This window comes from Chryseobacterium sp. GP-SGM7, assembly GCF_049166575.1.
Taxonomy (GTDB): Bacteria; Bacteroidota; Bacteroidia; order Flavobacteriales; family Weeksellaceae; genus Chryseobacterium.
Map to the genome: position 1 here is coordinate 1342070 of NZ_JBMHFF010000001.1, position 23783 is coordinate 1365852.

The 23783-nt window shown below is 32.4% G+C and carries 25 protein-coding genes; 10 read left to right on the plus strand and 15 right to left on the minus strand.

What is annotated here, in order from left to right; genetic code table 11:
• Nucleotides 1–5: 5 nt before the first annotated feature.
• The 7 genes from ACOOWA_RS05855 to ACOOWA_RS05885 all read right to left on the minus strand — a co-directional run bounded on the left by ACOOWA_RS05855 (nt 6) and on the right by ACOOWA_RS05885 (nt 6268).
• The gene (locus ACOOWA_RS05855) at nt 6–470 is read right to left on the minus strand and encodes a hypothetical protein (RefSeq protein ID WP_421373882.1); all 465 of its coding nucleotides are present in this window, start codon (nt 468–470) and stop codon (nt 6–8) included.
• Between the two features lie 36 nt (nt 471–506).
• Nucleotides 507–923 carry a hypothetical protein gene (locus ACOOWA_RS05860; RefSeq protein WP_421373883.1) on the minus strand — a complete coding sequence of 139 codons (417 nt, stop codon included), beginning with the start codon at nt 921–923 and terminating at the stop codon, nt 507–509.
• A gap of 10 nt (nt 924–933) precedes the next feature.
• Nucleotides 934–2334: a M28 family peptidase gene (locus tag ACOOWA_RS05865; RefSeq protein WP_421373884.1), complete on the minus strand. Its 1401-nt coding sequence runs from the start codon at nt 2332–2334 to the stop codon at nt 934–936.
• 53 nt (nt 2335–2387) lie between these two features.
• The gene (locus ACOOWA_RS05870) at nt 2388–3632 is read right to left on the minus strand and encodes a DUF1015 domain-containing protein (protein ID WP_421373885.1); all 1245 of its coding nucleotides are present in this window, start codon (nt 3630–3632) and stop codon (nt 2388–2390) included.
• A gap of 7 nt (nt 3633–3639) precedes the next feature.
• The gene (locus ACOOWA_RS05875; RefSeq protein ID WP_421373886.1) at nt 3640–4599 is read right to left on the minus strand and encodes a D-2-hydroxyacid dehydrogenase; all 960 of its coding nucleotides are present in this window, start codon (nt 4597–4599) and stop codon (nt 3640–3642) included.
• Nucleotides 4600–4722: 123 nt separating this feature from the next.
• On the minus strand, nt 4723–5787 hold the full coding sequence (gene serC, locus ACOOWA_RS05880; RefSeq protein WP_421373887.1) for a 3-phosphoserine/phosphohydroxythreonine transaminase: 1065 nt from the start codon (nt 5785–5787) through the stop codon (nt 4723–4725).
• 130 nt (nt 5788–5917) lie between these two features.
• Nucleotides 5918–6268 (minus strand): 4Fe-4S binding protein, encoded by a 351-nt coding sequence (locus tag ACOOWA_RS05885; protein ID WP_047443901.1) that lies wholly within the window; start codon nt 6266–6268, stop codon nt 5918–5920.
• Between the two features lie 59 nt (nt 6269–6327).
• On the opposite strand from ACOOWA_RS05885, the gene ACOOWA_RS05890 reads away from it, so the two are divergent.
• The 3 genes from ACOOWA_RS05890 to ACOOWA_RS05900 are packed head-to-tail and all read left to right on the plus strand — an operon-like array spanning nt 6328 to nt 8572.
• Nucleotides 6328–7362, plus strand: coding sequence for an acyl-CoA reductase (locus tag ACOOWA_RS05890; protein WP_421373888.1), 1035 nt, complete (start codon nt 6328–6330; stop codon nt 7360–7362).
• A gap of 45 nt (nt 7363–7407) precedes the next feature.
• Nucleotides 7408–7854, plus strand: coding sequence for a peptidylprolyl isomerase (locus ACOOWA_RS05895; protein WP_421373889.1), 447 nt, complete (start codon nt 7408–7410; stop codon nt 7852–7854).
• 31 nt (nt 7855–7885) lie between these two features.
• On the plus strand, nt 7886–8572 hold the full coding sequence (locus tag ACOOWA_RS05900) for a Bax inhibitor-1 family protein (RefSeq protein WP_421373890.1): 687 nt from the start codon (nt 7886–7888) through the stop codon (nt 8570–8572).
• A 208-nt stretch (nt 8573–8780) separates the two neighbouring features.
• On the opposite strand, the gene ACOOWA_RS05905 is transcribed toward ACOOWA_RS05900, so the two are convergent.
• The 4 genes from ACOOWA_RS05905 to ACOOWA_RS05920 form a co-directional block, all read right to left on the minus strand.
• The gene (locus ACOOWA_RS05905) at nt 8781–9029 is read right to left on the minus strand and encodes a DUF6952 family protein (RefSeq protein WP_421373891.1); all 249 of its coding nucleotides are present in this window, start codon (nt 9027–9029) and stop codon (nt 8781–8783) included.
• 2 nt (nt 9030–9031) lie between these two features.
• Nucleotides 9032–9337 carry a thioredoxin family protein gene (locus tag ACOOWA_RS05910; RefSeq protein ID WP_421373892.1) on the minus strand — a complete coding sequence of 102 codons (306 nt, stop codon included), beginning with the start codon at nt 9335–9337 and terminating at the stop codon, nt 9032–9034.
• A 153-nt stretch (nt 9338–9490) separates the two neighbouring features.
• On the minus strand, nt 9491–10123 hold the full coding sequence (locus ACOOWA_RS05915; RefSeq protein ID WP_421373893.1) for a peroxiredoxin: 633 nt from the start codon (nt 10121–10123) through the stop codon (nt 9491–9493).
• 164 nt (nt 10124–10287) lie between these two features.
• Nucleotides 10288–10659, minus strand: coding sequence for a helix-turn-helix domain-containing protein (locus tag ACOOWA_RS05920; RefSeq protein WP_421373894.1), 372 nt, complete (start codon nt 10657–10659; stop codon nt 10288–10290).
• Nucleotides 10660–10801: 142 nt separating this feature from the next.
• On the opposite strand from ACOOWA_RS05920, the gene ACOOWA_RS05925 reads away from it, so the two are divergent.
• Both ACOOWA_RS05925 and ACOOWA_RS05930 read left to right on the plus strand, forming a co-directional pair.
• Nucleotides 10802–11038, plus strand: coding sequence for a bacteriocin-like protein (locus ACOOWA_RS05925; protein WP_421373895.1), 237 nt, complete (start codon nt 10802–10804; stop codon nt 11036–11038).
• 62 nt (nt 11039–11100) lie between these two features.
• Complete coding sequence (locus ACOOWA_RS05930; protein WP_421373896.1) at nt 11101–11922, plus strand: GLPGLI family protein; 822 nt, start codon at nt 11101–11103, stop codon at nt 11920–11922.
• 40 nt (nt 11923–11962) lie between these two features.
• Here the strand turns inward: ACOOWA_RS05930 and ACOOWA_RS05935 are convergent, their stop codons facing one another.
• Nucleotides 11963–13156 (minus strand): pyridoxal phosphate-dependent aminotransferase, encoded by a 1194-nt coding sequence (locus tag ACOOWA_RS05935; protein ID WP_421373897.1) that lies wholly within the window; start codon nt 13154–13156, stop codon nt 11963–11965.
• Nucleotides 13157–13248: 92 nt separating this feature from the next.
• Between ACOOWA_RS05935 and rsmG the strand changes: the two genes are divergently transcribed.
• The 4 genes from rsmG to ACOOWA_RS05955 are packed head-to-tail and all read left to right on the plus strand — an operon-like array spanning nt 13249 to nt 17580.
• Nucleotides 13249–13884 carry a 16S rRNA (guanine(527)-N(7))-methyltransferase RsmG gene (gene rsmG / locus ACOOWA_RS05940; protein WP_421373898.1) on the plus strand — a complete coding sequence of 212 codons (636 nt, stop codon included), beginning with the start codon at nt 13249–13251 and terminating at the stop codon, nt 13882–13884.
• A 55-nt stretch (nt 13885–13939) separates the two neighbouring features.
• Nucleotides 13940–14347 (plus strand): hypothetical protein, encoded by a 408-nt coding sequence (locus tag ACOOWA_RS05945; RefSeq protein WP_421373899.1) that lies wholly within the window; start codon nt 13940–13942, stop codon nt 14345–14347.
• Nucleotides 14348–14884 carry a DUF922 domain-containing protein gene (locus ACOOWA_RS05950; RefSeq protein ID WP_421373900.1) on the plus strand — a complete coding sequence of 179 codons (537 nt, stop codon included), beginning with the start codon at nt 14348–14350 and terminating at the stop codon, nt 14882–14884.
• Complete coding sequence (locus ACOOWA_RS05955) at nt 14881–17580, plus strand: PD-(D/E)XK nuclease family protein (RefSeq protein ID WP_421373901.1); 2700 nt, start codon at nt 14881–14883, stop codon at nt 17578–17580. The genes ACOOWA_RS05950 and ACOOWA_RS05955 overlap by 4 nt, the downstream gene beginning before the upstream one ends.
• A gap of 45 nt (nt 17581–17625) precedes the next feature.
• On the opposite strand, the gene ACOOWA_RS05960 is transcribed toward ACOOWA_RS05955, so the two are convergent.
• From ACOOWA_RS05960 to ACOOWA_RS05970, 3 genes are all read right to left on the minus strand, one after another.
• Entirely contained in the window at nt 17626–18804 is a 1179-nt protein-coding gene (locus tag ACOOWA_RS05960) for an acyl-CoA dehydrogenase family protein (protein ID WP_421373902.1), read from the minus strand.
• A 72-nt stretch (nt 18805–18876) separates the two neighbouring features.
• Entirely contained in the window at nt 18877–19617 is a 741-nt protein-coding gene (locus ACOOWA_RS05965; protein WP_421373903.1) for an NUDIX hydrolase, read from the minus strand.
• A 22-nt stretch (nt 19618–19639) separates the two neighbouring features.
• Nucleotides 19640–20824 (minus strand): MFS transporter, encoded by a 1185-nt coding sequence (locus ACOOWA_RS05970; RefSeq protein WP_421373904.1) that lies wholly within the window; start codon nt 20822–20824, stop codon nt 19640–19642.
• Between the two features lie 176 nt (nt 20825–21000).
• Here ACOOWA_RS05970 and ACOOWA_RS05975 point away from each other — a divergent pair, with 176 nt between their 5' ends.
• Nucleotides 21001–23778, plus strand: coding sequence for a SusC/RagA family TonB-linked outer membrane protein (locus ACOOWA_RS05975; protein ID WP_421373905.1), 2778 nt, complete (start codon nt 21001–21003; stop codon nt 23776–23778).
• The last annotated feature ends 5 nt before the right edge of the window (nt 23779–23783 follow it).

The following is a 23783-nucleotide window of genomic DNA, read 5'->3' on the forward strand; positions in this document are numbered from 1 at the left end:
TTTAACTAAAATTTCAGTTCTATAGTAAGCTGTCTTCCTTCTCTCAAAACTTTTTTGTCCATCGAAATACCAGCCAAAGTACCTATTCCTGCTCCTGTGATGAGTCCCAATGCGAAAAATCTGGCATTATTAAATATATAAGCTAATAAAAGGCCAATAGGCAAACCAAAAACTAATGCTCCAAGACCAACCCACATATTACGGTGATAGTTTTTCGGGAAAATCTTATGATTATTTTCTACATATTTTACGATGTAATGTTGTCTTTCTTTCAGTAAATTAAGCAAAGGCTTATCATTTAAATTTGATGAATTAATTTTTTCAACCTGTATATTAATGTAATCTACCGTTTCAGAAGGTAATTTTTTTTGATTTAATTTTTTCAGAATATCCTGCAATTGAAAATAAAGATCACTCAATTTCGGATTGTTAACCTGATCAAATTTTAAATTTAACTGATTGATTTCCATCTGTTTTTTTATTTTGTAAACTACGATTATTTGAGTTTACGGTTTTGAAATTTTAAACAATAAAACGAGAACCCAAACTTGTAGTATTGTTTGTACAATATTGATTATTCCTATAACAGGATTATTTACGATGTCACCGATTATAAATGGAATACCAATAAGACCAATTCCGAAAAGAACAAGCAATATATATTTAAACCAATCTAAACCTTTGCTTGTAATGTATGCTATTGCAAAACTAAAAGCTACTACAATAATTGCAATGAAAATCTTCAATCCGCTATCTAAGGTATCATATTTCCAGATCAGATTACCGATCCCTAAAAATGCTGAAATGTAGATAAGTTCGGCTGCTTTTTTATAATTGGGATGAGTGTTTGCTGATTCGGTATTTTTTTTATCTTCTAATTCTTCATTAGACTTTTCTGCTAAAAGTTTCTTGTTTACAGCCATATTTTATTTCCTACCAATTTTTATCAATCATAAAAACAAACTGTGTCATTGCAACCGCACCAAGCAACAATTCTCTTTTGTTTACTTTATCGAAAGTATCTTTTTCAGAATGATGATAATCGAAATATCTTTGCGTATCGACAACCATTTCCGCCAAAGGAATATCCAGTTTTTTCAAAGGTGCAATATCCTGAATCGCATAAGTCTGGTCGAAATCATAAATTCCGTATGGTAAGAAATAATTTTTCCATTCAAAAATCTGTTTTCTTCTCTGTGGAGACATATCTAGTGAAAATCCGCGTGGAGAATATCCTCCGGAATCTGTTCCCAAAGCCAAAATATGTTTTTCTTCTTTCTTTTTTACGCTCATTGCATAAGTTTCCCGTCCCATTCCTCCATTTTCACTGTTGGCGTAGAGAACAACTCTTATCGTGTGATTATTATCGTAACCTAAAGCTTTAAATGTTCTCAAAACTTCAAGACATTGTACAACGCCCGTTCCGTCGTCATGCGCTCCTTCAGCAAAATCCCATGAATCTAACTGTGCACCGAGAACGATAATTTTTGAATCTTTTTTACCCGGAATTTCTCCGATAATATTGTGATTAACTGTTTCGCCTTTTGATTCGGCAGACATATTTATTTTAGCTTTAACCGATGTTTTTTTAAGCAAACTTTCCAGTTCATCCGCAGAACGAACACCGATTGTCATTGCAGGAATTCTTGCTTTGTCTTCCGGCTCATAATATACCTGTTTTGCATGCGGAATATCGTCTGTAGCGGTTGTTAAAGATCTTATAATTAAAGCTTTTGCACCTTTTTGTCCGATTACAGATGCTGAAATAAGTTTTGATTTTGCAGCAATCATATAAGAATCTACCGTGCTGATTACAGTAGGATCTATCGGGTAATTAACGAAAATTATTTTGTCTTTTGCATCTGAGAGTCTCAGATTTACCAGTTCCTGAACGTCTTTTATTAAAAGAATATCTCCAACTAAATCTTTACCTTTTGTACCTTCAGAATTTCCGAAAGACAACATTTTGATGGATTTCCAATCGCCGCTTGATGTTTTAATCTGCAAAGATTCTTTCCCTCTGATCCAGATCGGAACTTTCACTTCCTGTTTCCAGATATTTTCTGCACCGGCTTGTTTCAACTCTTTCTCTGCCCATTCCGTTGCTTTCGTGTAACCTGCTGTTGCACTAAATCTTGATCCTATTCCTTTTGTTAATTCGCCTAAATTATCATAGGCAGTTCCGTGAAGAAAAATTTCGTCAGATATTTTCTTAAATTCTTCGTGATAATTAAACTTAGGGATCACTCTCGGTTTTTTTACCGGAGTTTTTTTCTGAGAAAATAAAAATCCACTCAAAAAGAGTGGAAATATGATAAGTAAGATTTTTTTCATTTTTACTGACCGTTTTCTTTTCGGAGCATAAAAATAAAGAAAAAATAGATATTTTAAGGCTTCATATCATACATTAATAATGCTGTAACCAATTTAGGCTCAATAAATGTACATTTTGGGGGCATACTCAGCTTTAAATCTGATATTTTAATCATATCATTGAAGCTTACAGGATAAATTCCAAAGCCTACTTTTCCTTCACCTCTGTCTATTTTTTCCTTTAAAATTTTAATTCCTTCAATATTTGAGCTTCCTTTTACATAGGTGATCTGATCGGAACTGTCTGAATCTTCGATATTAAGAATATCTTTAATAATATACTTATCTAAAAGATGATGATCCAGATTATCAAGAGACATTTCCTGAGAACGGAGATCGTGTCTTACATGTAGAGAATAAAATTTCCCATCCAGATACATTGAGATATGGAATTTTTGGGAAGGGTAGTACGGTGTTTCATCTTTCTCATGAATAAGGAAGTAGGTCTCTAATTTTTTAAGAAATTCTTCGCTGGATAAATCTCCAATATTCTTTAAAATTCTGTTGTAATCATGAATTTTTATTGATTGGTTGGAAACGATGAAACTATACACAAAATTGTATGCCTCAGTTCCGTTGTGACGTTTGTTTTTATCTTTTAAACGTTTTGCATGAAGTGCTGTAGAGCCAATTCTGTGATGGCCATCTGCGATATAAAAAGAGTCTATCTGATCGATTACTTCTTTAAACTGCTGTAATTTCAGACGATTATCAATTCTCCAGATTTTATGTCTTATTCCAATCGTATCAACGTGATTGAAAATAGGCACATTTTTCTCTTCATGATTCATTAATAATTCAATCTTAGAATTTGATTGATAGGTCAGCAAAACAGGTTCTGCCTGAAGATTTACTTTGTCAAGATAATGCGCCAGTTTTTCTTTTCTCTGAGGAATGGTACTTTCATGTCTTTTGATTTTTCCCGCCCAGAAATCTTCAATAGATGTAAGCCCCAAAAGTCCACGGAAAACTTGTTTGTTAGGATAAATCTGCTCATAAAGATAGTAAGCAGAGCTGTCCTGAACCAAAATTTTATCTTCAAGTAATTCTTCAAAAGTAGTACGGATTTTCCTTAAGTTCCGGTCAACATCTTTAGATTTGCTTACAACATAAGGTTTAATCATATTGATGTAAGTTTTCTCTTTTTGCGCTTTTTCAGCAATTTCAGCCTGCGTAAAATTATCTAAAGGATGAGTGGGAAATGTCGCCTCATGATCTTTATGAGGTCTAATTCCGCGGAAAGGTTTAAAAACTGGCATATATAGTTTACAATTTCTTTTTAATTTCAATAATCTGTTTGGCAAGCTCTACACCAATTTTTTCCTGTGCATCAACGGTATTTCCCCCTAAATGCGGTGAAAGAGACAGGTTAGGATTCATGAGTAAAATCAATTCCGGAGACGGCTCTTTTTCAAAAACATCAAGGGCGGCTCCCGCTACTTTTCCGGATTCTATAAAATCAAGCAAAGTTACTTCATTGATAACGCCTCCTCTTGCTGTATTAACAATGAAAACACCATCTTTCATTTTTTCAAACTGCGGAGTATCAATAATATATTCTTCTGTTTGCGGGGTATTAATACTGATGAATTCTGTGTCTTTTAAAAACTCTCCGGTATTGTTAGTAGAGGTGATTTCAAAATTTAAAGACTGTCCGTCGAAAAAATCTAAGGTTAAAACTTCTGTTCTTGGTTTTCTTGTAAGAACTTTTACTTTCATTCCTAAAGATATGCCCATTTTTACGACTTCCTGACCGATGCTTCCAAAACCAATTACTCCCAAAGTTTTTCCTGAAAGTTCATAAGCTTTGCTGAACGATTTTTTCATTGCATTGAAATGAGTATCTCCTTCCAATGGCATTAATCTGTTGGATTCATGCAAAAATCTTGCTAAAGAAAAGAAATGGGCAAAAACCAATTCAGCCACCGATTTTGATGACGCATTTGGAGTGTTGATTACATAAATTCCTTTATCGATTGCATATTCTACATCGATATTATCCATACCGATTCCACCTCTTCCGATAATTTTAAGATTCGGACAAGCGTCAATCAAATCTTGTCTAACTTTGGTTGCACTTCGCACCAAAAGAACATCCACGTTGTTTTCATTGATAAAATTAATAACGTGATCCTGAGCGACTCTGTTATCGAGTAACTCAATTCCGGCTTCTTTTAAAGCGATTTCTCCAGCTTTGGAGATTCCGTCGTTAGCTAAAACTCTCATTGTTTTTATTTAATTTAAGATTTTAAAGGTTAAATTTTTTAAAATAATAAATAGTTGCGCAAATTAAGAAAATTTAAGATAATGGAAAATAATATTCAACTATTTTGATTATAGACGTTTACGCTATTTTAGTGATTTCATTACATCTACCAAAACCTGTACGCTTTCAATCGGCAAAGCATTGTACATACTTGCTCTGTAACCGCCTAAACTTCTGTGCCCGTTTAATCCGCTGATTCCTGCAGCTTTCCATGCAGCATCGAATTCTTCTTTTTTAGTTTCATCAATCAATTTGAAAGAAACATTCATCAATGAACGGTCTTCTTCCACGCAAAACGTTTCAAATAATGGATTTGAATCAATCTCGTTATATAATAATTTAGCTTTCGCTTCATTTCTTGTTTCTGCTGCTGCAATTCCGCCATTATTTTCTAAATGCTGTAATGTTAAAAGAGATGCGTAAACCGGAAAAACTGGCGGAGTATTGTACATCGATTCTTTAGAAATATGCTGATTATAATCTAAAATAGAGAACATATTTTCTCTTTCTGTCTTCCCTAAAATTTCTTTTTTTACAACGACCAAAGTTACTCCTGCAGGTCCCATATTTTTCTGAGCTCCGGCATAAATCAAATCAAATTTTGAGAAATCCAGTTGTCTTGAGAAAATATCAGAACTCATATCACAAACCATTAAAGTATCAATTTCAGGGAAAGTTTTCATCTGGGTTCCGTAAATTGTATTGTTTGATGTACAGTGGAAATAATCGTATTCTGCACCAATTTTATAATCTTTAGGAATGAAAGAATAGTTTTCTTCTTTTGAAGAACCTACAATATCTACATTTCCTACTTTTTTAGCTTCTTTAATCGCTCCTGCAGCCCAGGTTCCGGTATCAAGATAGGCTGCTTTTCCGCCTACTTTCATCAAATTGTAAGGAACCATCGCAAATTGCAGACTTGCACCACCTCCCAAATATAAAACTTCATACTCATCACCCAGATTCATCAGTCTTTTTACAATGGCACGAGCTTCATCCATCACCGCAACAAAATCTTTACTTCTGTGCGAAATTTCAAGAAGTGATAACCCGATTCCGTTGAAATCTAAAATTGCTTCTGCTGATTTTTCAAATACTTCCTGAGGTAAGATACATGGTCCTGCGCTGAAATTGTGCTTTTTGCTCATAATTTTACTTTTTGTTTTTGCAAATTTTACTCAAGATAGAGAAAATCTGCGGTTTCATTATTACTATTCTGAGAGATTTAATTGAAATTATAAAATAAAAAACGTCTCATAATGTATGAGACGGTAGTTTTCATTCTCCGTGTAAGAAAGCTTTTTTGTTTAGTAAAGCTTCTTCAGATTCTACATGATCTTCATCCGGAACGCAACAGTCTACCGGGCAAACTGCTGCACACTGCGGTTCTTCATGGAAACCTTTACACTCTGTACATTTGTCTGTTACAATAAAATAAACATCATCACTCACCGGCTCTTGTGGAGAATCTGCGTCAACCGTAAGACCGGATGGTAAAGTTACTGTCCCCGAAAGTTCAGTACCTTCAGATGCTTTCCAGTCTACTGCTCCTTCATAAATTGCATTGTTCGGACATTCTGGTTCGCAAGCCCCGCAATTAATGCATTCATCAGTTATTTTAATAGCCATCGCTAATTTTTTTTAAATTTGCACAAAATTACGAAATATTCCCCAATTCTAAAGTAATTATGAATACAGAAAAAAGAGTTTTAGGACTAAATAAATTAAGTCTTTATATAAAAGAGTTTTTAACAAAAAATATTGAAGATTATAATGAAAATGATGTTGAATTTCAACAAATCATAAAGAAATCAGAAATTGAAAACCCTTGGTTTACTTTTGATAATCAGAAATATGCTTTACAACAATGGTCTGAATTATTGACTGAAAACAATATAAAAAAATGGATAGGAAACTATTCGCCATCAAAAACGCAGAAAAAAGTAGGGCTGATTCTTGCCGGAAATATACCTTTGGTAGGATTGCATGATGTGATTTCTGTGATTTTGAGCAATCATATTCCTTTGATTAAATTATCATCAAAAGACAGATTAATGCTTCCTTTCCTATTAAAAAAATGGCAGGAATTTGCAGACGGAGAAATTGAATTTGAATTCGTTGAAAGATTAGAAAATTTCGATGCTGTGATTGCAACAGGAAGTAATAATACCGCAAGATATTTAGAGTATTATTTCAAAAATCATTTAAGCATTATCCGCAAAAACAGAACTTCAATTGCTGTTCTGAAAGGTGATGAAACAGAGGAAGAGCTCAAATTATTAGCAAAAGATATTTTCCAGTATTTTGGTTTGGGATGCAGAAACGTTACGCGGGTTTTTATTCCGCATGATTTTGTAATTGACAGATTGTTTGAAAGTTTTTTAGATTTTAAAGAAATTATCAATCATAATAAATATGCTAATAATTATGATTACAACAGGGCAGTTTATCTTTTAAATCAGGATAAATTCTGGGATAATAACTTCGTCATGCTGAAAGAAGATGAGAAATTATTCAGTCCGCTTTCTGTTATTAATTTCAGCAGATACTCAGGTTTGGACGAAGTGAAAGAATTTATCACCGAAAATGAAGAAAACATTCAGTGCATTGTGGCAAAAGATGAGTTAGAAATAGAGTCAATTTATTTCGGGGAAGCACAGAATCCGGGATTAAATACATATGCGGATAATGTTGATACCATGAAGTTTTTGGAGATTATTTAATTTATTTATCTTAAATTAGGTCTGCCAAATTAAAATCATCTTATTATGAAAAAAATTATTGCAGTTTTTAGTCTATTTGCAATTTCATTTGCATCGGCGCAAAATGTGAGCAAAGTAGAAGTTCAAAATCCGGCGATGGATATTTCAGCTTCAATTCCTCAGGATAAAATTGAATTGTACAATAAGTCTTTTTCAAAGTTTGTTTCAGCTTTGAAAAGCTCAGATAAATCTGCTGTTTCTCAACTCATTTCAGAAAAAGTAAAGAGTATGGTTGATGAAAATATGATTCAGAAACTTTCGGGAGGAATTAGTTTTGACAGAAAGACTGATGTTTTTCAGTCGGGCTATCAGAAACTTTTGGATAATCAGACTTATCCTGCGATTCAGTACAAATATGCAGATGATAAGAATAATCCGCCAAGAGATTTAATAACGGTTATTTTTGAAAATGACGGAAAAATTCTTGGTGTAAAACCGGATTACAGTAAATAGAAAATTAAATTTTAAAATAAATAAAAAACTTATGATGACAGATGTTTTAGTCGCACATTCTTCTGATGTGGAAAAGGCTGGTTTTTACAAAAAAACATATTTACACGTTGCTTTTGCAATTTTAGCTTTTGTAGGAGTGGAAACTGTTTTATTAAAAACTGTTCCTGCAGAATTAATTTTTATGATGGTTGGTCAGAAGTATAGCTGGCTTTTGGTTTTGGGAGTGTTTTGGTTAGGCTCTTTTATGGCGACAAAATGGTCTTTATCTCAAAGTAAATCTACTCAATATGTAGGATTGGGATTGTCTGTGTTGTTGTATGCTGTAATTTTTCTTCCTTTACTATACATTGCAGTAGCCAATTCTGATTATAATGTTATTTTTCAGGCAGCAACACTTACCATTGCAATGTTTGCAGGGATTTCTGCAGTAGCTTTTACTTCCAAAAGAGATTTTTCATTCTTGCGGAATATTATTACCATTGGAGGTTTCATTGCTCTTGGATTAATCGTTGCGGGAATGATTTTCGGGTTCAACCTTGGATTATGGTTTTCTGTAGGGATGGTCATTTTGGCTTCTGCAACTATTTTATACCAAACAAGTAAGCTGAAAGATTCTTATGCCACAAACCAGTACGTTGGAGCTTCTTTACAGTTGTTCTCTTCAATAATGTTGCTATTCTGGTATATTTTAAGAATTTTAATGAGCAGAAGAAGCTAACTTTTAGTGATGAGTTATAGATTATGGCATTAAGTGAAGTTTTATAATTCACTTTTATAAACTAAAAAAAATCCTGATGTTTAATTCATCGGGATTTTATTTTTGATCTAAACACAAATGGCACTAACTTTTTCACTAATGACACAATTTAAAATTGAAGAATTTGTGTTTTATTTGTGAAATATTCGTGATATTAGTGTTTAAAAAATTATTTGTCAATCGAACCTAAAACCTTCTGAGCAAAAGAATTTAAAGCATCTTTTTCACTCATTCCGTTTTGTACGTTGGCGTGAACTTCCAAAGCTCCGCAAATGTTGGTAATTAATTCTCCGGCAACATTCATATCTTCTTCTGAAGTTCCTCTGAACTCGGTGAAACTTTCTAAAACTTCTAAAGTTTTTTCTAAGTTTTCAGGAGTCTGGTTTTGGTAAAACTGTCTGATAACTGGAAGTTTCATAATTACAATTCGTTAAATAAATTAATTAAACTTTCTGCCTGATTAGACTGAACCTGATTCACCAATTCCCCATTTTTGAAAATCGCAAATGTTGGTAAATTATCAACCTTCGCTAATTTTCTGCTTTCAGGGAGTTTTTCTGCATCTACATAAAAAAAAGGAATTGAATCATTGTCAGAAGCTAATTTTTTGAACTTTGGCTTCATAATTCTGCAGTTTCCACACCATGTTGCTCCATATTGTACGACCACTTTTTCGTTGTCATTTACAATAGTTTGAAGCGTATCTTCTGTTAGTTCTGTATACATAAGTTAAATTTTATTCTAAAATTTAACAATGTAGCAATCTAATAATTTATCAATGTAACAATTAAATTTAACAGCTCAAAAATACTTGTAAACTGCTACATTGTTATATTATTACATTATATGTTGCTACATTGTTAGATTAAATTAATTTGATTAATTTTTCGCTAAATATTCAGCAGTAGAAGTTCTGTCAGCTTTCATTGCATCTTTTCCTTCTTCCCAGTTTGCAGGGCAAACTTCACCATGCTTTTGAACGTGAGTATAAGCATCGATTAATCTTAAATATTCTTTTACGTTTCTTCCAAGAGGCATATCATTTACAGACTCGTGGAAAATTTTTCCAGTTTCGTCAATTAAATAAGTTGCTCTGTACGTTACATTTGAACCAGTGAAAACTTCTTCACCTTCTTCATTGTATTCGAAATCCTGATCTACAATTCCTAAAGCATTTGCCAGTTGTCTGTGTGTATCAGCTAAAAGTGGGTAAGTTACCCCTTCAATACCTCCATTATCTTTTGCAACGTTTAACCAAGCAAAATGCACTTCGTTAGTATCGCAAGAAGCACCGATTACTTTAGTATTTCTTTTTTCAAATTCAGGCAAAGCTTCCTGAAAAGCGTGAAGTTCAGTTGGACAAACGAAAGTGAAATCTTTCGGGTACCAGAATAAAATAACTTTTTGTTGGTTGTTTGTAGCTTCTTCAAAGATGTTGATTCTTAAATCATCACCCATTTCCGACATTGCATCAATTGCTACATTTGGGAATTTTTTTCCTACTAAAGACATAATTTTTTAATTTTTGATTTATAATTTAGTGGTGCAAATATATAACATTTCTATCTATTGGAAAACTTAATATCGATAAATAAAATCTATAATTATTTTTGTTTTGAAATGCAAAAAAAAAGCCCTGAATTCAGGACTTTAATATATTTTGAATTAAGATATTCTTAATCTTCTGAATCAAATTTATGTTTTAATTCAGTGATTATATTTTCCTTAATTATATTTTCTTCAATTAATTTCTTAAATTCTGATATGAAATTGTCAGGCAAATTGTTATTTATTGTATCAACATTATTTAAACCTACTAAACCTGTATTTTTCTTTACATTATTAATAATTTTTTCTTCTAAAAAATAATCAAAATCTTTATCAAAAAATTGACAAACTTTATCCATTAATAAAAAATCTACCTTTTTAGAATTTCCACTTTCTATATTATGTAAAGTCGCTTGAGAAATGCCTAATTCAAATGCCAATTCGGTTTGAGATAAATTTCTATCATCTCTTAGATTTTTAATTTTTGTTCCAATATTCATGTTCAATTTAATTAGTTTTCTGATTGAAATAATTAATTTTCTGGTTGGTAAAGGTATAAAGAAATTTTGATATTCGTAAAAGCAATTAAGACGAAAAAATTGCTCATTGAAAAAATAATTTTAACTTTAAAACTTTCAAATTATGAAAAATTTAAAAAAACTTTCTAGAAATGAATTGAAAAATCTTAGAGGCGGTGGTGGACCATTTGACCCTGAAACAAATTTAGATCCTGTAACTTGCCATTATCATTACACTGAAAGCTCAAACGGATCACAAACAGTAACTCATCTTGGATCTGGAGGTTGCGGGCATGCAAATTCACCTAAAGGAACAAAATGTTATTCATACGTTGCAATGGGTGGTTCTTGTTATGAATAAGGAATTTTAAAATCAATGAGAAGAAAAGGCTAATGTCTTTTCTTCTTTTTAAATATTTAATTATGAAGTTGAAATTTTTTAATTCTATTTTACTATTATTTTTTATGTGTATTATGAATGCTCAGAATTATAGAGTTTTTTATGAGGTATCATATAAAATTGATTCTATCTCTGATAAATTATATAAAAAAAGTATGATCTTGGATTTAGATGAAAATATTGAAACTTTCTATTCTTACAAAATGTATCAAAGTGATTCTTTATATGAGGAAAATATTAAAAATAGAAAAGAAAACTTTGGTAGATTTCTAGATTATGATTTTGCTGTGAAAAAAAATATCAAAAAAAAAGAATTATATAAATATTACAGATTATCCTTTGGAAATATATTTAAAATTAGAGAAGAACTTCCAGAATTTAAATGGGAAATTTTAGGAATCACAAAAAAAATTGGAAATTTTAATTGTCAAAAAGCTGTAACAGTTTATAAAGGTAGAAAATGGGAAGCATGGTTTACCTCTGAAATTCCTATTCCCAAAGGGCCTTATCTTTTTGAAGGATTACCTGGATTAATTATTCTAATTGCTGATAACAAAAGCAATTTCATATTTGAATTAAATAGTATTGAAAAGCAAAAAACACCCTTAATCTTCTATGAAGAAAATGCGGTTTTAATTAGTCGAGTACAATTAAAAAAATTATATCTCGACTATTATAATGATCCTTTTAAAGAATTGAAACTTAATGATACAAAAGTGAAAATTGAAAATTCTTTTGGTGGAGTTTCTGATCCGAATTTCAATGAAATAACCAAAAAAAAGAGACTAGAATTAAAACGTTATAATAATCCAATTGAATTGTCTGAAGTAATAAATTATCCCTAGTCTCATTTTTTTCAATTTACTTAATTTCCATCCCAGTTTCTCAACTAAATTTCAATAAAATTTCCTTTATTCGTCTCATAGCTTCCTTCAGATCTTCTTCTGATGCTGCATAAGAAAATCTGATACATTCCGGACTGCCGAATGAAACTCCACCAACACAGCCTACATGAGCATTTTCTAAAAGAAACATGGCGAAATCATCGGCATCTTTTATTTCAGTTCCATTCAAAGTTTTCCCGATGTAATAAGAAATATCCGGAAAGAAATAGAAAGCCGCTTTTGGTAAAAGCACTTTAAATCCCGGGATTTCTTTCATTAAATCAAATACCAGATTTCTTCTGGATTCAAAAGCATCTATCATGTATTTATATTCTGAAGGATCAGTTTTTAAGGCAACAATTGAAGCTCTCTGAGCAACTGTATTGGCGCCGCTTGTCATTTGTCCCTGAACTTTTTCACAAGCTTTTGCCAACCATTCCGGACAGGCAGAATAACCGATTCTCCAGCCTGTCATTGCGAAAGCTTTAGACATCCCGTTAATTACGGCAGTCTGCTCATAAATTTCGGAAAACTGTGCAATGGATGTAGTTTTGGTTTCATAATTAATGTATTCGTAGATTTCATCAGAAATTACCGTTACATGAGGATATTTTGCAATAACTTTCGCCAAAGATTTCAATTCATCATAGGTGTAATATCCTCCAGAAGGATTACAGGGTGAGCTGAAAAGAATTGCTTTCGTTTTATCATTAATGGCTTCTTCAAGCTGTTCTGCAGTGATTTTAAAATCGGTAACATACGATGTTGGAAGCATTATAGAATTTCCGCCCATCATTTTTACCATTTCATCATAGCTTACCCAGTATGGAGTAGGGAGGATAACTTCGTCTCCATCATTTACAATAGCAGCTAAGACATTGATGATTGCCTGCTTTGCACCATTTGAAACACAAATTTGTGTCGGTTTATAATCTAATTGATTGTCTCTTTTTAATTTTTCAGAAATTGCCTGTCTAAGCTCTAAAAACCCCGGAACAGGAGAGTAGTGGCTGTAATTTTCATTGATTGCATCAAAAGCAGCCTGTTTTATATTGTCGGGAACATCAAAATCCGGTTCACCAAGTGTTAAACTGATAACGTCTATTCCGCTGGCTTTCATCTCTCTTGCTTTGTTAGACATCACGAATGTTTGCGAGTAACCTAGTCTTTTTACTCTGTCTGAAAGTTTATCCATATACTGTTTTTGTCTTTTTAACAAATATATATAAAAACTTAATTTGAATAAAATGTGAATAAAACTTATTTTTGCCTTTTACAATTACTTTTATGTCGATATCAACCATCCAAAAATATTTTCCGGATCTTACAGAAAAACAAATTGAGCAGTTTACAAAGCTTGAAGAACTGTATGGAGAATGGAACGAAAAAATAAATGTCATTTCCCGAAAAGATATGGAGTCTCTTTATGAGAAGCACATTCTTCATTCTTTGGGTATTGCAAAAATTATGGAATTTGCTCCCGGAACGAAAGTTTTAGACGTCGGAACAGGCGGTGGTTTCCCGGGAATTCCTTTGGCGATTTTATTCCCTGAAACAAATTTTACTTTAATTGATTCTATTGGTAAAAAAATTACCGTGGTAAATGCAGTTGCGGAAGGAGTTGGTTTAACGAATGTAACTGCAATTCACGGGAGAGCAGAAAAAGTGAAAGAGAAGTTTCATTTTGTGGTGAGTCGTGCCGTTACTCAAATGCCGGAATTTTTAAGATGGCTGAAAGGGAAATTTGAAAAAGAACAATTTAATCCAAAGCATAATGGAGTTTTATATTTAAAAGGTGGAGATCTCGCTGAAGAATTAGCTGGATTAAGATGTGAATTGTTTAGCCTTAAAAAATATTTTGAAGAAGAGTTTTTTGACACCAAAAAAGTGGTTTATCTTTCAAAAGGCAATTTTAATTCATAATTTAACGTTAATAAGGAATAATTTTTGTTAATTTTATTCAATCAAATCAGTTATCATGAAATCCTTCTTAAAAACAAGTTTTGTAATTTTAGTTTTAGGTTCTTTTTTTACTTCCTGTAAAGATGATGATGATTATCAGACAATAGAATCTGTAGATAAAGTGAAAATTGACAGTGTGAAAATCGTAAATGATACTATGGATGTTTTTTCGGTTCAGAGTATCAGAACATATTCAAATTACGCTTCAGGTTGTCAGGGATTTTATGGTTACGATTATGTACACCTCTCAGATTTAGAAAGAGATATTACCGCTTATCAATTTAATACTAATGGACCTTGTTCACAGGCAAGTCATAAATCTGCCAATCAAATCAATTTCAGTCCGCAAAAAAAAGGAAAATATACCTTTAGATTTTGGAAAGGAAATAATGATTGGATCACAAAAACAATTGTAGTAGAATAAATGAAGTTTTTTTTAATCGTTTTTTTATTGGTTTTCAATATTTTATCAGCTCAAAAAATCAACTGGAGCGAAGATCAGAAATTGGTTTGGGATAATTTTAAAAGCAAAACCAACAATTTAGGAGGTTCTACGGTTGTAGCATATACCCATTGCGGTTGGGAATTTTCTGCCATTACGTCAACTGATCCTAAAGTTCCCGTTAAAATTGAGATTCAAACGATTTTTAATGAAGATAAATCCTGGAAAGACGATAAAAGGATTAATGATTATGTACTTGTTCACGAACAAAAACACTTCGATATTGCTGAAATTCACGCCAGAAAATTGAGAAAAGAGGTTTCAGAAAAAATAAAAAACACTTCATATTATAACAAATTCTTTAAAACAATTTACGCTAAAATTTCTTCAGAATATAAAAACTTTCAGGCGAAATATGACCGGATGACGGAACACGGAATGAATAAAGAAAAGCAGACGGAATACAATATTATGATCAGCGAAGAGCTTGAAAAACTAAAAAACTATCAGAAACTTTGAAATTTTTAACTAAAATTATCGATGAATTACTCATTCAAAATTCTGATTTATCACAATTTAATATTGTTCTTCCGGGTAAAAGACCCATCGTTTTTATACGTCAGATTTTAGAGGAAAATAATTATTCCGGATTTCTTCCTAATTTTTATACAATTGAAGAATTGATTGTCAGTATTGTCAATCAACAGACAATTCAAGGAATTGCATTGTGGCTTTTTGCATTTGATGTATATAAAAGTTTAAATCTAATTCCAAATGACGATTTTTCCGAATTTTTAAAATGGTTTCCTACACTCCAGAAAGACTGGGATGATATTCTGAAATTTTCAGATTCTGATGAAGTTGTTCTGCAATATATGTTTGATGAAGAACGTATTAAAGAATGGGCACAGGATTTAGGTGATGATGATGAAGTTCCAAGAAAAAAATTCTTGAATTTTTGGCGGAACATGAATATTTTTCTTCCTGTTTTAAAAAAGAAGCTGAAAGAAAAAAACTGGGCAACTCCGGGAATGATTCATGAATCTGCGAAAGCTAAAATCGAAAATTTTGCCAAAAACAATACTGAAAATTTCGTTTTTTGTGGGTTTAATGCCTTTACCCCGGTTGAAGAAAAACTGGTTAGAAATCTTTTGCAATGGGATAAAGCACAGTGCTTTTTTCAGGCAGATCAATATTATTTTGATGATGAAAGACAGGAAGCCGGAAAATTCCTGAGAAACCATAAAACATGGAAAGAATTTAATGATAGCAGAGCTTTTAATTGGATTGAAGACGATTTTAATCAGCCTAAAAATATTAAAGTCTATGAAGTTTCTGGAAATGTTACCCAAACAAAAATTCTTCCCGAGTTATTTAAGAATATTGATAATAAAACCTTTACAAACACTGCCGTCGTTTTGCTTGATGAAAATCTTCTTCCGGCAAGTCTTGATGTAATGCATGATGTTGAAAATCTCAATATCACGATGGGTTTTCCGCTGAAAAATCTTTCATTTTCGAATGCGGTAAAACAACTTTTTTATCTTCAGAAACAGCTTGAAAAGAGCAAAAGTTCATATTATTACCGTGATGTTTTTCCGATTCTTGAAGAATTGCCAAAATCTGATGAAGACGAGAAAATCATTACCAATTTTAAATCTGAGATAGAAGCCAGGAACATTGTTTACATTTCACAAAAACTAATCAAAGAACTTTTAGAAAATCTTTCTTATTTCAATTTGCTTCAAAAAGCAGAGTCTGGATATCGGTTTTTAGATGATTTGATTGAGTTTTGCCGTAAAATAAAATGGCTCAAACTTGATGATATTCAGTATGAAAACGTTTCTCATTTTGAAAATGCTTTCCGAATTATTAAAAACCAGATCACACCTTACGGTTTTGAAATCAAGATGGAAACACTTGAAATTCTGATCAATCAGCACATCAATTCAGAAAGTATAGATTTTCAGGGAGAACCTTTGAAAGGACTACAAGTGATGGGACTTTTGGAAACCCGTCTTTTGAATTTTGAAAATGTGATTCTTCTTTCAGTCAATGAAGGAAAATTGCCTCTCGGAAATTCACAGAATACTTATATTCCTTTTGATATCCGAAGACATTTTGATTTACACACTTTCCTTGAAAATGACAGTATTTATGCCTATCATTTTTACCGGTTAATTCAGGATGCGCAGAATGTTCACTTGCTTTTTAATGCTTTGAGTTCGGGTGTAAATACGGGAGAAAAGAGTAGGTTTATTACTCAGATTGAAATGGAAAGTTCTCACAAAATTGAGCATATTATTGTTGAAAATTCTTCCGAACCGATTGTAAGTCAGCCCATCGAAATATTTAAGACTGAAATTGTTCAGCAACAGCTTTTAAAATGGAAAGAAAAAGTTTCCGCTTCACACTTGACGAGCTATCTCTACAATCCAATTGATTTTTACCTTTCTAAAATTCTGAATACTTCTGAAGCTGATGAAATTGAAGAAGAATTATCCATCAGAAATTATGGAAATTTAGTTCATTATACCCTTCAAGAAGTTTATGAAGTATTAAAAGGTAAAGTTTTAAAATTAAATGATTTACAGGATTCAATTAAACAAATAGATCAGTTCATTGAAATTGCCATTGAAAAGCTAAAACATCAGCCTGAATTTTACAATAAAGGAATGAATTTCATTCACAAAGCGATTGCCAAAAAAGTGATTGAAAATATTCTTAATTATGATTTACAGTTGATAAAAGATGGTAATTCTTTAGAAATTATTGATATCGAGAGACGTTTTGAAGGTGTCGATTTTTATCTGAATGAAGAAAAATCGGATAAAGTTTCTTTCTTTGGTTTTATCGACCGAGTTGATAAATTAAACGGAACTATCAGAATTATTGATTATAAAACGGCTAAAACGAAAAACTTAACCGTCAAGATTGACGAACTTAATAGGACAGATTATTTTCAAAACAGCGACAGAAAACAAGCAATGCAGCTTTGTCTGTATCAATATGTCATTCAAAGTTTACCTGAATTTTGGGGTTATCCTGTAGAAACCGGCATCTGGAGTTTTGCGGATGCTAAAAAAGGGGTGGTTTCTCTGGAATTTGCACAGGGAAATCTTGATGATGCAATGATTTCTATTCAAAATTTAATTCTTGAGATTTTAAATCCTGAAATAAGCTTTTTAGAAAATATAAAGAACTATAACTTTTAAAGAAACCTTCAAGGTTTTGAAAACCCTGAAGGTTTAATTTATCTTTTAAAAAGCATTAATACCTGTAATGTCAAGACCTGTAATCAGCAAATGAACATCGTGTGTTCCTTCGTAAGTAATCACAGATTCTAAGTTTGCAGCGTGGCGCATCATGGGAAATTCTCCCATGATCCCCATTCCGCCAAGAATCTGCCGTGATTCTCTTGCAATATCAATTGCCATTTTCACATTATTTCTCTTTGCCATAGAAATCTGAGCCGGACTTGCTTTGTGGTCGTTTTTCAGGTTTCCTAATTGTAAGCAAAGCAACTGAGCTTTAGTAATTTCAGTTAAGAATTCTGCTAATTTTTTCTGCTGCAATTGAAATCCACCAATTGGTTTTCCGAACTGTTTTCTTTCTTTAGAATATTGAACAGCAGTGCAATAACAGTCGATTGCGGCACCAATTACACCCCAGGAAATTCCGTATCGTGCAGAATTTAAGCAAGATAGAGGTCCTTTTAATCCCGTAACATTGGGTAGTAAGTTTTCTTTAGGAACTTTCACATCATTAAACACCAATTCACCGGTTTTAGAAGCTCTTAAGCTCCATTTATTATGAGTTTCAGGAGTTGTAAAACCCTCCATTCCTCTTTCAACGATTAATCCCTGTACTTTTCCTTCCTCATTTTTAGCCCAAATCACTGCAATGTCGCATAAAGGAGAGTTGGTAATCCACATTTTTGCACCATTTAAAAGATAATGATCTCCCATATCTTTAAAATAAGTTTCCATAGAACCAGGATCAGAACCATGGTTTGGCTCAGTAAGACCGAAAGATCCGATCATTTCACCTGAAGCTAACTTTGGTAAATATTTTCTTTTTTGCTCTTCAGAACCGAATTCATTAATCGGGAACATCACCAAAGAACTCTGTACAGAAGCCGCAGAACGCACGGCTGAATCTCCTCTTTCCAATTCCTGCATAATCAAACCGTAAGAAATCTGATCAAGCCCGGAACCACCGTATTCTTCAGGAATGTATGGTCCCAAAGCACCGATTTTCCCTAATTCTTTCATCAGATTTGGAAGATCGGTATGATTTTGTGCTGCCTCATCAATATTCGGCATTACAAAACTTTCTACCCAATCTCTTACAGATTGGCGGATAAGCTTGTGTTCTTCGGTAAGTAAAGCGTCAATTCCGTAGTAATCGGGAATGCTTGTAAGAGGATAATATGACATTTAAATTAATTTTCCTAAAAATAAGATTTTTTATGAACGCTCAAAAAAAAACTTTTAAGAAGGAAGAAAAAATCATTTTTTTATAAATTTATAAAGATATGGAGCTTTATTTGCTGAACCATCATATAGTTTTTCCATTCTTTCTAAAGAATTAGTACTCAATATTTTACGTTGAAAATTATTTCTTCTGAATTTCTCGCCCAAAATAGTTTCATATAAAGACTGAAGATCTTTCATGGTAAATTTTTCCGGTAAAAGATTGCTCGCAGCAACTTGAGTATCAATATTTTTACGTAAATATTCCAACCCTTCTGCAATTACTCTGTCATGATCAAACGCCATTTGCGGAAGCTTATTGACTTCAAACCATGCACAAGATTCGTTAAAAGCATCAGGAAAAGTATTTGCCATCGAAAAATCAATCAAACTACAATATCCAACCGTAATAAATCTCTGTAAAATCCAGTGATCTTTGGGAACGTCAAGCCCCTTATTGTTAATCAATGTTTTGTGAACGTTATTTTCAGTTCGGTTTAATCGTCCAAAAGTGTGAAACTGCTCCAGAAATAAACCTTTCAGGTGTGTTCTTTCATACAAAACACGATCTGCGGCTTCTCTTAAGTCTTCATCAATAAAAACAAAACCACCGGGAAGTGAATACAAATCGAGATCGTGGTACTTCAACAGAAGCACTTTTAAGATGTCATCATGAAAGCCAAAAATCGTGCAATCAACCGATACATTCGGGATAAGGTTTTTGCTGTCTATGAGTTCCTTTAAAGATTCAATGTTTTTATTGTGATCCGTTTTCATGCGGTAAAAATAAAATTATTTTTTAAATTTTATTTATGCTTAATTTAAAATATGAGTAAGAAATTACAGTAACCATAATTACAGCTCCTAAAATATACAGGGAATAATAATCAAGTGCCTGATTTTTAAATAATACTGAGATTGAAATAGAGTTTAGCGAACTGCTTACTGAAGAGACAATAACGATTAATGATGTGAAAGTATTGATTTTATTTTTATCAATTTTGGCAATCATTTTTGAGTTGATAACCGGATAGAGCGGTGATAAAAACAATCCGATAATAGGAAATAAGAATAATAATATTCGGGCATTTTCAGTAAATAAGAACTGAATTGCCGAAATAATAACTAAAACCAAAATAATCATCAATAGACAAAACATAAAATATTTTGACAAAGCAAATCGCTGAATTATTCGTGAAGTAATTGCTCTTCCAGAATAAGAAAATACAGCTAAAAAAGAAGATGCCTGAAGTGCAAAAAAAGAATCTACTTTAAGATGATCTTTGTAAAATGCAGGAAGCCAGGAATTAAAGCTTTGTTCAATAAAAATAATAAAGAAACTTACTGCAAAAAATAAAATGAACGGTAATTTTCCAAATCCGGATAAATCAGGAATTATATTTTTACTTTTCACCTCTGGTTCTATAATTTTTGATGTAAGAAATAAATAAACCGTAAAAAAAGAAATGAGAGAAATAGATAAAAATCCAAATTTCCAATACTCTCCAAACTGACTCGAGATAAGCCATCCAAAACCTGTATTGACTACAAAAATCCCAATCATAAAAGAAGCTTCGACGCTGTTCATCGTTTTTGCTAGAGAGCGTTCTTCGGTCATATTGTTTCTGATAATTCCGTAAACACAAATTTTACCAATGGCAAAACAAGTTCCTATAATTGCAAACCAAAGTTTAAAAAACCAAAAAACCTCCACAAAAGGTAAAAACAAAGAACAAATTCCAACCAAAAGAAGTGCAAAAATAAGTGATTTTTTTGTTCCTAAACGGCTAATAAAATTAACCGCAAAAAGTGAGAATACTGCGATAGGTAAATCTTTAAAAGATTCTAAAAAACCAAGTTTATCATACCCGATTTTCTGCGCAGAAAGCTGTATTATCACAATACCCATACAATTCAAAACCATTGAAAAAACTAGGAATGTAAGTTTCAATGGAAGCGTAATATTAGTTTGCTTAGGCGTCATTTGGGGAATAATTTTAAGATGGTTTTAGAAAATTTTAATACTTTCTGTCCAAAATTTAAGTCTTTGATCCCCCAAAAATACTGGAAATATTAAAATAATTATTAAATAAATGTTAATTAATGAAAAAAATATATATTTTTATTGTCTCAATTTGAGAATTAAAAAACTAACTGTATATGAATGTAAAAATAACAAAAGGACTTGGAATGGTTGCAGTGCTTTATTTCACGGCAAACTTCCATGCTCAAAACACCCTGAAAGATACTGTTCAGAAGGAACAGAAAATTGAGGAAGTGGTGGTAATTGGGTATGGTTCTGTGAAAAAGTCAAACTTAACGAGTGCTGTTTCTACCGTAAAATCGGAAACATTCGATGATCGTCCAATCTATAATGTTGCGCAGGCATTGCAAGGAAATGCAGCAGGTGTAAATGTGATTCAATCTTCAGGAAAACCAGGTGCAGCAATTGACGTAAAGATTAGAGGAAATAACTCTATTTCTTCAAGCGTAAATCCGTTATATGTTGTTGATGGGATTCAAACTTTTGATATCAGTGGAATAAATCCCGATGATATTACTGACATGACAATTCTAAAAGATGCTACTTCTGCTGCGATTTATGGTATAAATGGTTCTTCGGGAGTTATAATTGTAACCACAAAAAGAGGGAAAGCTAACAAACCACAATTAGCATTCAATGCATATTGGGGAATGTCTAAAACTGTTAACAATATCGATGTTTTAAATCTTGATCAGTATAAAACTTTGATGGCTGAAATTAATCCGTCGTACTTAACTACGATTAACAATCCAAGATATGAAGGTATTAACACGAATTGGAGAGATGAAGTTTTCAGGACAGGTTTTGATCAAAACTATAATGTAAATTATTCTTTTGGAAACGAAAAAGTACGGGCTTATACTGCTTTAGGTTACCAAGGAATTGACGGTATTATAGATCCTGCAAGATTTGACAGAGTTTCTGCAAAGATGAATTTGGATGCGAAAATTACCAATTGGCTGAAACTTACTGGTAATTTTAATTATATAAATACAACTCTTAAAAACACAAGCGATAATTTAGGAACTTCCAGAGGTGGAGTTATCTTGAGTGCATTAAATACACCTTCATTTTTACCAGTATACGGCAGTCAGCTTGCAGTAAGAGATAAGGATGCAGATGGAAATTTCTTAGACGGATACAAAGATGGTCAGTTTGCTTTAAACCCATTTCAATCTTCTTGGGAAAATCCAGTTGCATATCAATCGAGAAAGAACGAAACGCAAACGCAGCGTTTTATGAGTAACTTAGGATTGGAAGTTAATTTGCTAAAAAACTTAGTTTGGAAGCCAACCGTTTCATTTGATCTAATTGATGTTACAAATGATCAGTTTACAGATGGTTATCAGACAAGTTACGGAAGACAACAAAAAGGTATTGGTGGTAAATATTTATCAACTTATCAGGATTTGAATGTTGAAAATACTTTAACATATACAATAAAATCTGGAGTTCATGATTTAGCTTTGTTAGGAGGAAATCAGATTCATGAAAAAAGAAATTCATGGAATAATTTTGAAGGAAATAACTTTCCTGAAGAAACAACTTTCTTTGACTATAATACAGTAATTGATAACAAGCGTGAAACTTTAGTAAAAGAGAATTTGCGTGAACTTTCATTTTTCGGAAGAGCTCTTTATACCTATGATAATAAATATACTATTATGGGAGTTTTCAGATATAATGGTAGTTCAGCTTTAGCACCTGGAAATAAATGGGGATTCTTCCCAGGTGTTTCTGGTGCATGGACAGTTTCTAATGAAGATTTCTTAGCTGATAACAAGATTCTGTCAGAATTAAAAATACGAGGAGGATGGGGACAGAGTGGTAATGCTTCAGGAATTCCACCATATTCACATTTTAACTTAGAAAGACTTACCAGAGTTGGACCTGACGGAATTTGGTACACAAATCAGTGGGACAGCAGTGATTTAGGTTGGGAAGTCACCTCAGATGCGAATATTGGGATAGATTTTGGTTTTCTAAATAATAGAATTAAATTAACCGCAGACGCTTACAAAAGGAAAACTAAAAATCTTATTGTTCCGATCGCAATGGGAAGTTTAGGGAATATACTCAAGAATGTAGGAGATATGGAAAATCAAGGTCTAGAACTTGGTTTAAATACTCAGAATTTTAAAGGTGAAAAATTTAGCTGGAATACTAATTTTAATATTTCATTTACAAAAAATCAAGTAACAAGTCTGAAATATCAGCCAAATATAGACAAGGCTTATATTGAAACTGTAGGAGCAAACTTAGTGAGATTCACTCCAGGCCAGCCAATCAGTTCTTTCTACGGGTATCAGGTAAGTCACGTTGATTCTCAAACAGGAGATCTTGTTTATAAAGATCTTAATGGAAATGGTATTTTTGATCCTAATGACAGAACATTTATTGGAAATCCAAATCCTGATTTCACTTTTGGATTAACGAATAACTTTTCTTACAAAAACTGGTATCTGGATGTTTTAGTAACGGGATCATATGGTGGAGAGATATACAATGCTTCAAGATTTGATCTTGAAATGATGAATGATTTCAAAAACCAGTCAACCGCTGTTTTAAACCGCTGGACGACTCCGGGAGAAATTACCAACACTCCGAAAGCAAACTCCGCAACCGCACAATATGTTTCAGACAGATTTGTCGAGGATGGATCTTTTATTAGAATAAAGAGTGCCACTTTAGGATATAATTTCACAACTCCTTTCAAAGGTGTTAGTAAAATTAATCTTTATGTTACAGGACAGAACCTTTTAACATGGACTGATTATACAGGATTTGACCCAGAGGTAAATGCTTTCAGCAATACAAATGGAGTTTCAGGTGTGGATTACGGAACTTATCCTCAGGTTAGAACATTTATTTTCGGTCTTAAAGCTAATTTTTAATTAAT

Bases quoted from the DNA above. Each gene is read 5' to 3' on its own strand.
- ACOOWA_RS05855 (WP_421373882.1), bottom strand. From the start codon at position 470: ATGGAAATCAATCAGTTAAATTTAAAATTTGATCAGGTTAACAATCCG.
- ACOOWA_RS05860 (WP_421373883.1), bottom strand. From the start codon at position 923: ATGGCTGTAAACAAGAAACTTTTAGCAGAAAAGTCTAATGAAGAATTA.
- ACOOWA_RS05865 (WP_421373884.1), bottom strand. From the start codon at position 2,334: ATGAAAAAAATCTTACTTATCATATTTCCACTCTTTTTGAGTGGATTT.
- ACOOWA_RS05870 (WP_421373885.1), bottom strand. From the start codon at position 3,632: ATGCCAGTTTTTAAACCTTTCCGCGGAATTAGACCTCATAAAGATCAT.
- ACOOWA_RS05875 (WP_421373886.1), bottom strand. From the start codon at position 4,599: ATGAGAGTTTTAGCTAACGACGGAATCTCCAAAGCTGGAGAAATCGCT.
- serC (WP_421373887.1), bottom strand. From the start codon at position 5,787: ATGAGCAAAAAGCACAATTTCAGCGCAGGACCATGTATCTTACCTCAG.
- ACOOWA_RS05885 (WP_047443901.1), bottom strand. From the start codon at position 6,268: ATGGCTATTAAAATAACTGATGAATGCATTAATTGCGGGGCTTGCGAA.
- ACOOWA_RS05890 (WP_421373888.1), top strand. From the start codon at position 6,328: ATGAATACAGAAAAAAGAGTTTTAGGACTAAATAAATTAAGTCTTTAT.
- ACOOWA_RS05895 (WP_421373889.1), top strand. From the start codon at position 7,408: ATGAAAAAAATTATTGCAGTTTTTAGTCTATTTGCAATTTCATTTGCA.
- ACOOWA_RS05900 (WP_421373890.1), top strand. From the start codon at position 7,886: ATGATGACAGATGTTTTAGTCGCACATTCTTCTGATGTGGAAAAGGCT.
- ACOOWA_RS05905 (WP_421373891.1), bottom strand. From the start codon at position 9,029: ATGAAACTTCCAGTTATCAGACAGTTTTACCAAAACCAGACTCCTGAA.
- ACOOWA_RS05910 (WP_421373892.1), bottom strand. From the start codon at position 9,337: ATGTATACAGAACTAACAGAAGATACGCTTCAAACTATTGTAAATGAC.
- ACOOWA_RS05915 (WP_421373893.1), bottom strand. From the start codon at position 10,123: ATGTCTTTAGTAGGAAAAAAATTCCCAAATGTAGCAATTGATGCAATG.
- ACOOWA_RS05920 (WP_421373894.1), bottom strand. From the start codon at position 10,659: ATGAATATTGGAACAAAAATTAAAAATCTAAGAGATGATAGAAATTTA.
- ACOOWA_RS05925 (WP_421373895.1), top strand. From the start codon at position 10,802: ATGAAAAATTTAAAAAAACTTTCTAGAAATGAATTGAAAAATCTTAGA.
- ACOOWA_RS05930 (WP_421373896.1), top strand. From the start codon at position 11,101: ATGAAGTTGAAATTTTTTAATTCTATTTTACTATTATTTTTTATGTGT.
- ACOOWA_RS05935 (WP_421373897.1), bottom strand. From the start codon at position 13,156: ATGGATAAACTTTCAGACAGAGTAAAAAGACTAGGTTACTCGCAAACA.
- rsmG (WP_421373898.1), top strand. From the start codon at position 13,249: ATGTCGATATCAACCATCCAAAAATATTTTCCGGATCTTACAGAAAAA.
- ACOOWA_RS05945 (WP_421373899.1), top strand. From the start codon at position 13,940: ATGAAATCCTTCTTAAAAACAAGTTTTGTAATTTTAGTTTTAGGTTCT.
- ACOOWA_RS05950 (WP_421373900.1), top strand. From the start codon at position 14,348: ATGAAGTTTTTTTTAATCGTTTTTTTATTGGTTTTCAATATTTTATCA.
- ACOOWA_RS05960 (WP_421373902.1), bottom strand. From the start codon at position 18,804: ATGTCATATTATCCTCTTACAAGCATTCCCGATTACTACGGAATTGAC.
- ACOOWA_RS05965 (WP_421373903.1), bottom strand. From the start codon at position 19,617: ATGAAAACGGATCACAATAAAAACATTGAATCTTTAAAGGAACTCATA.
- ACOOWA_RS05970 (WP_421373904.1), bottom strand. From the start codon at position 20,824: ATGACGCCTAAGCAAACTAATATTACGCTTCCATTGAAACTTACATTC.
- ACOOWA_RS05975 (WP_421373905.1), top strand. From the start codon at position 21,001: ATGAATGTAAAAATAACAAAAGGACTTGGAATGGTTGCAGTGCTTTAT.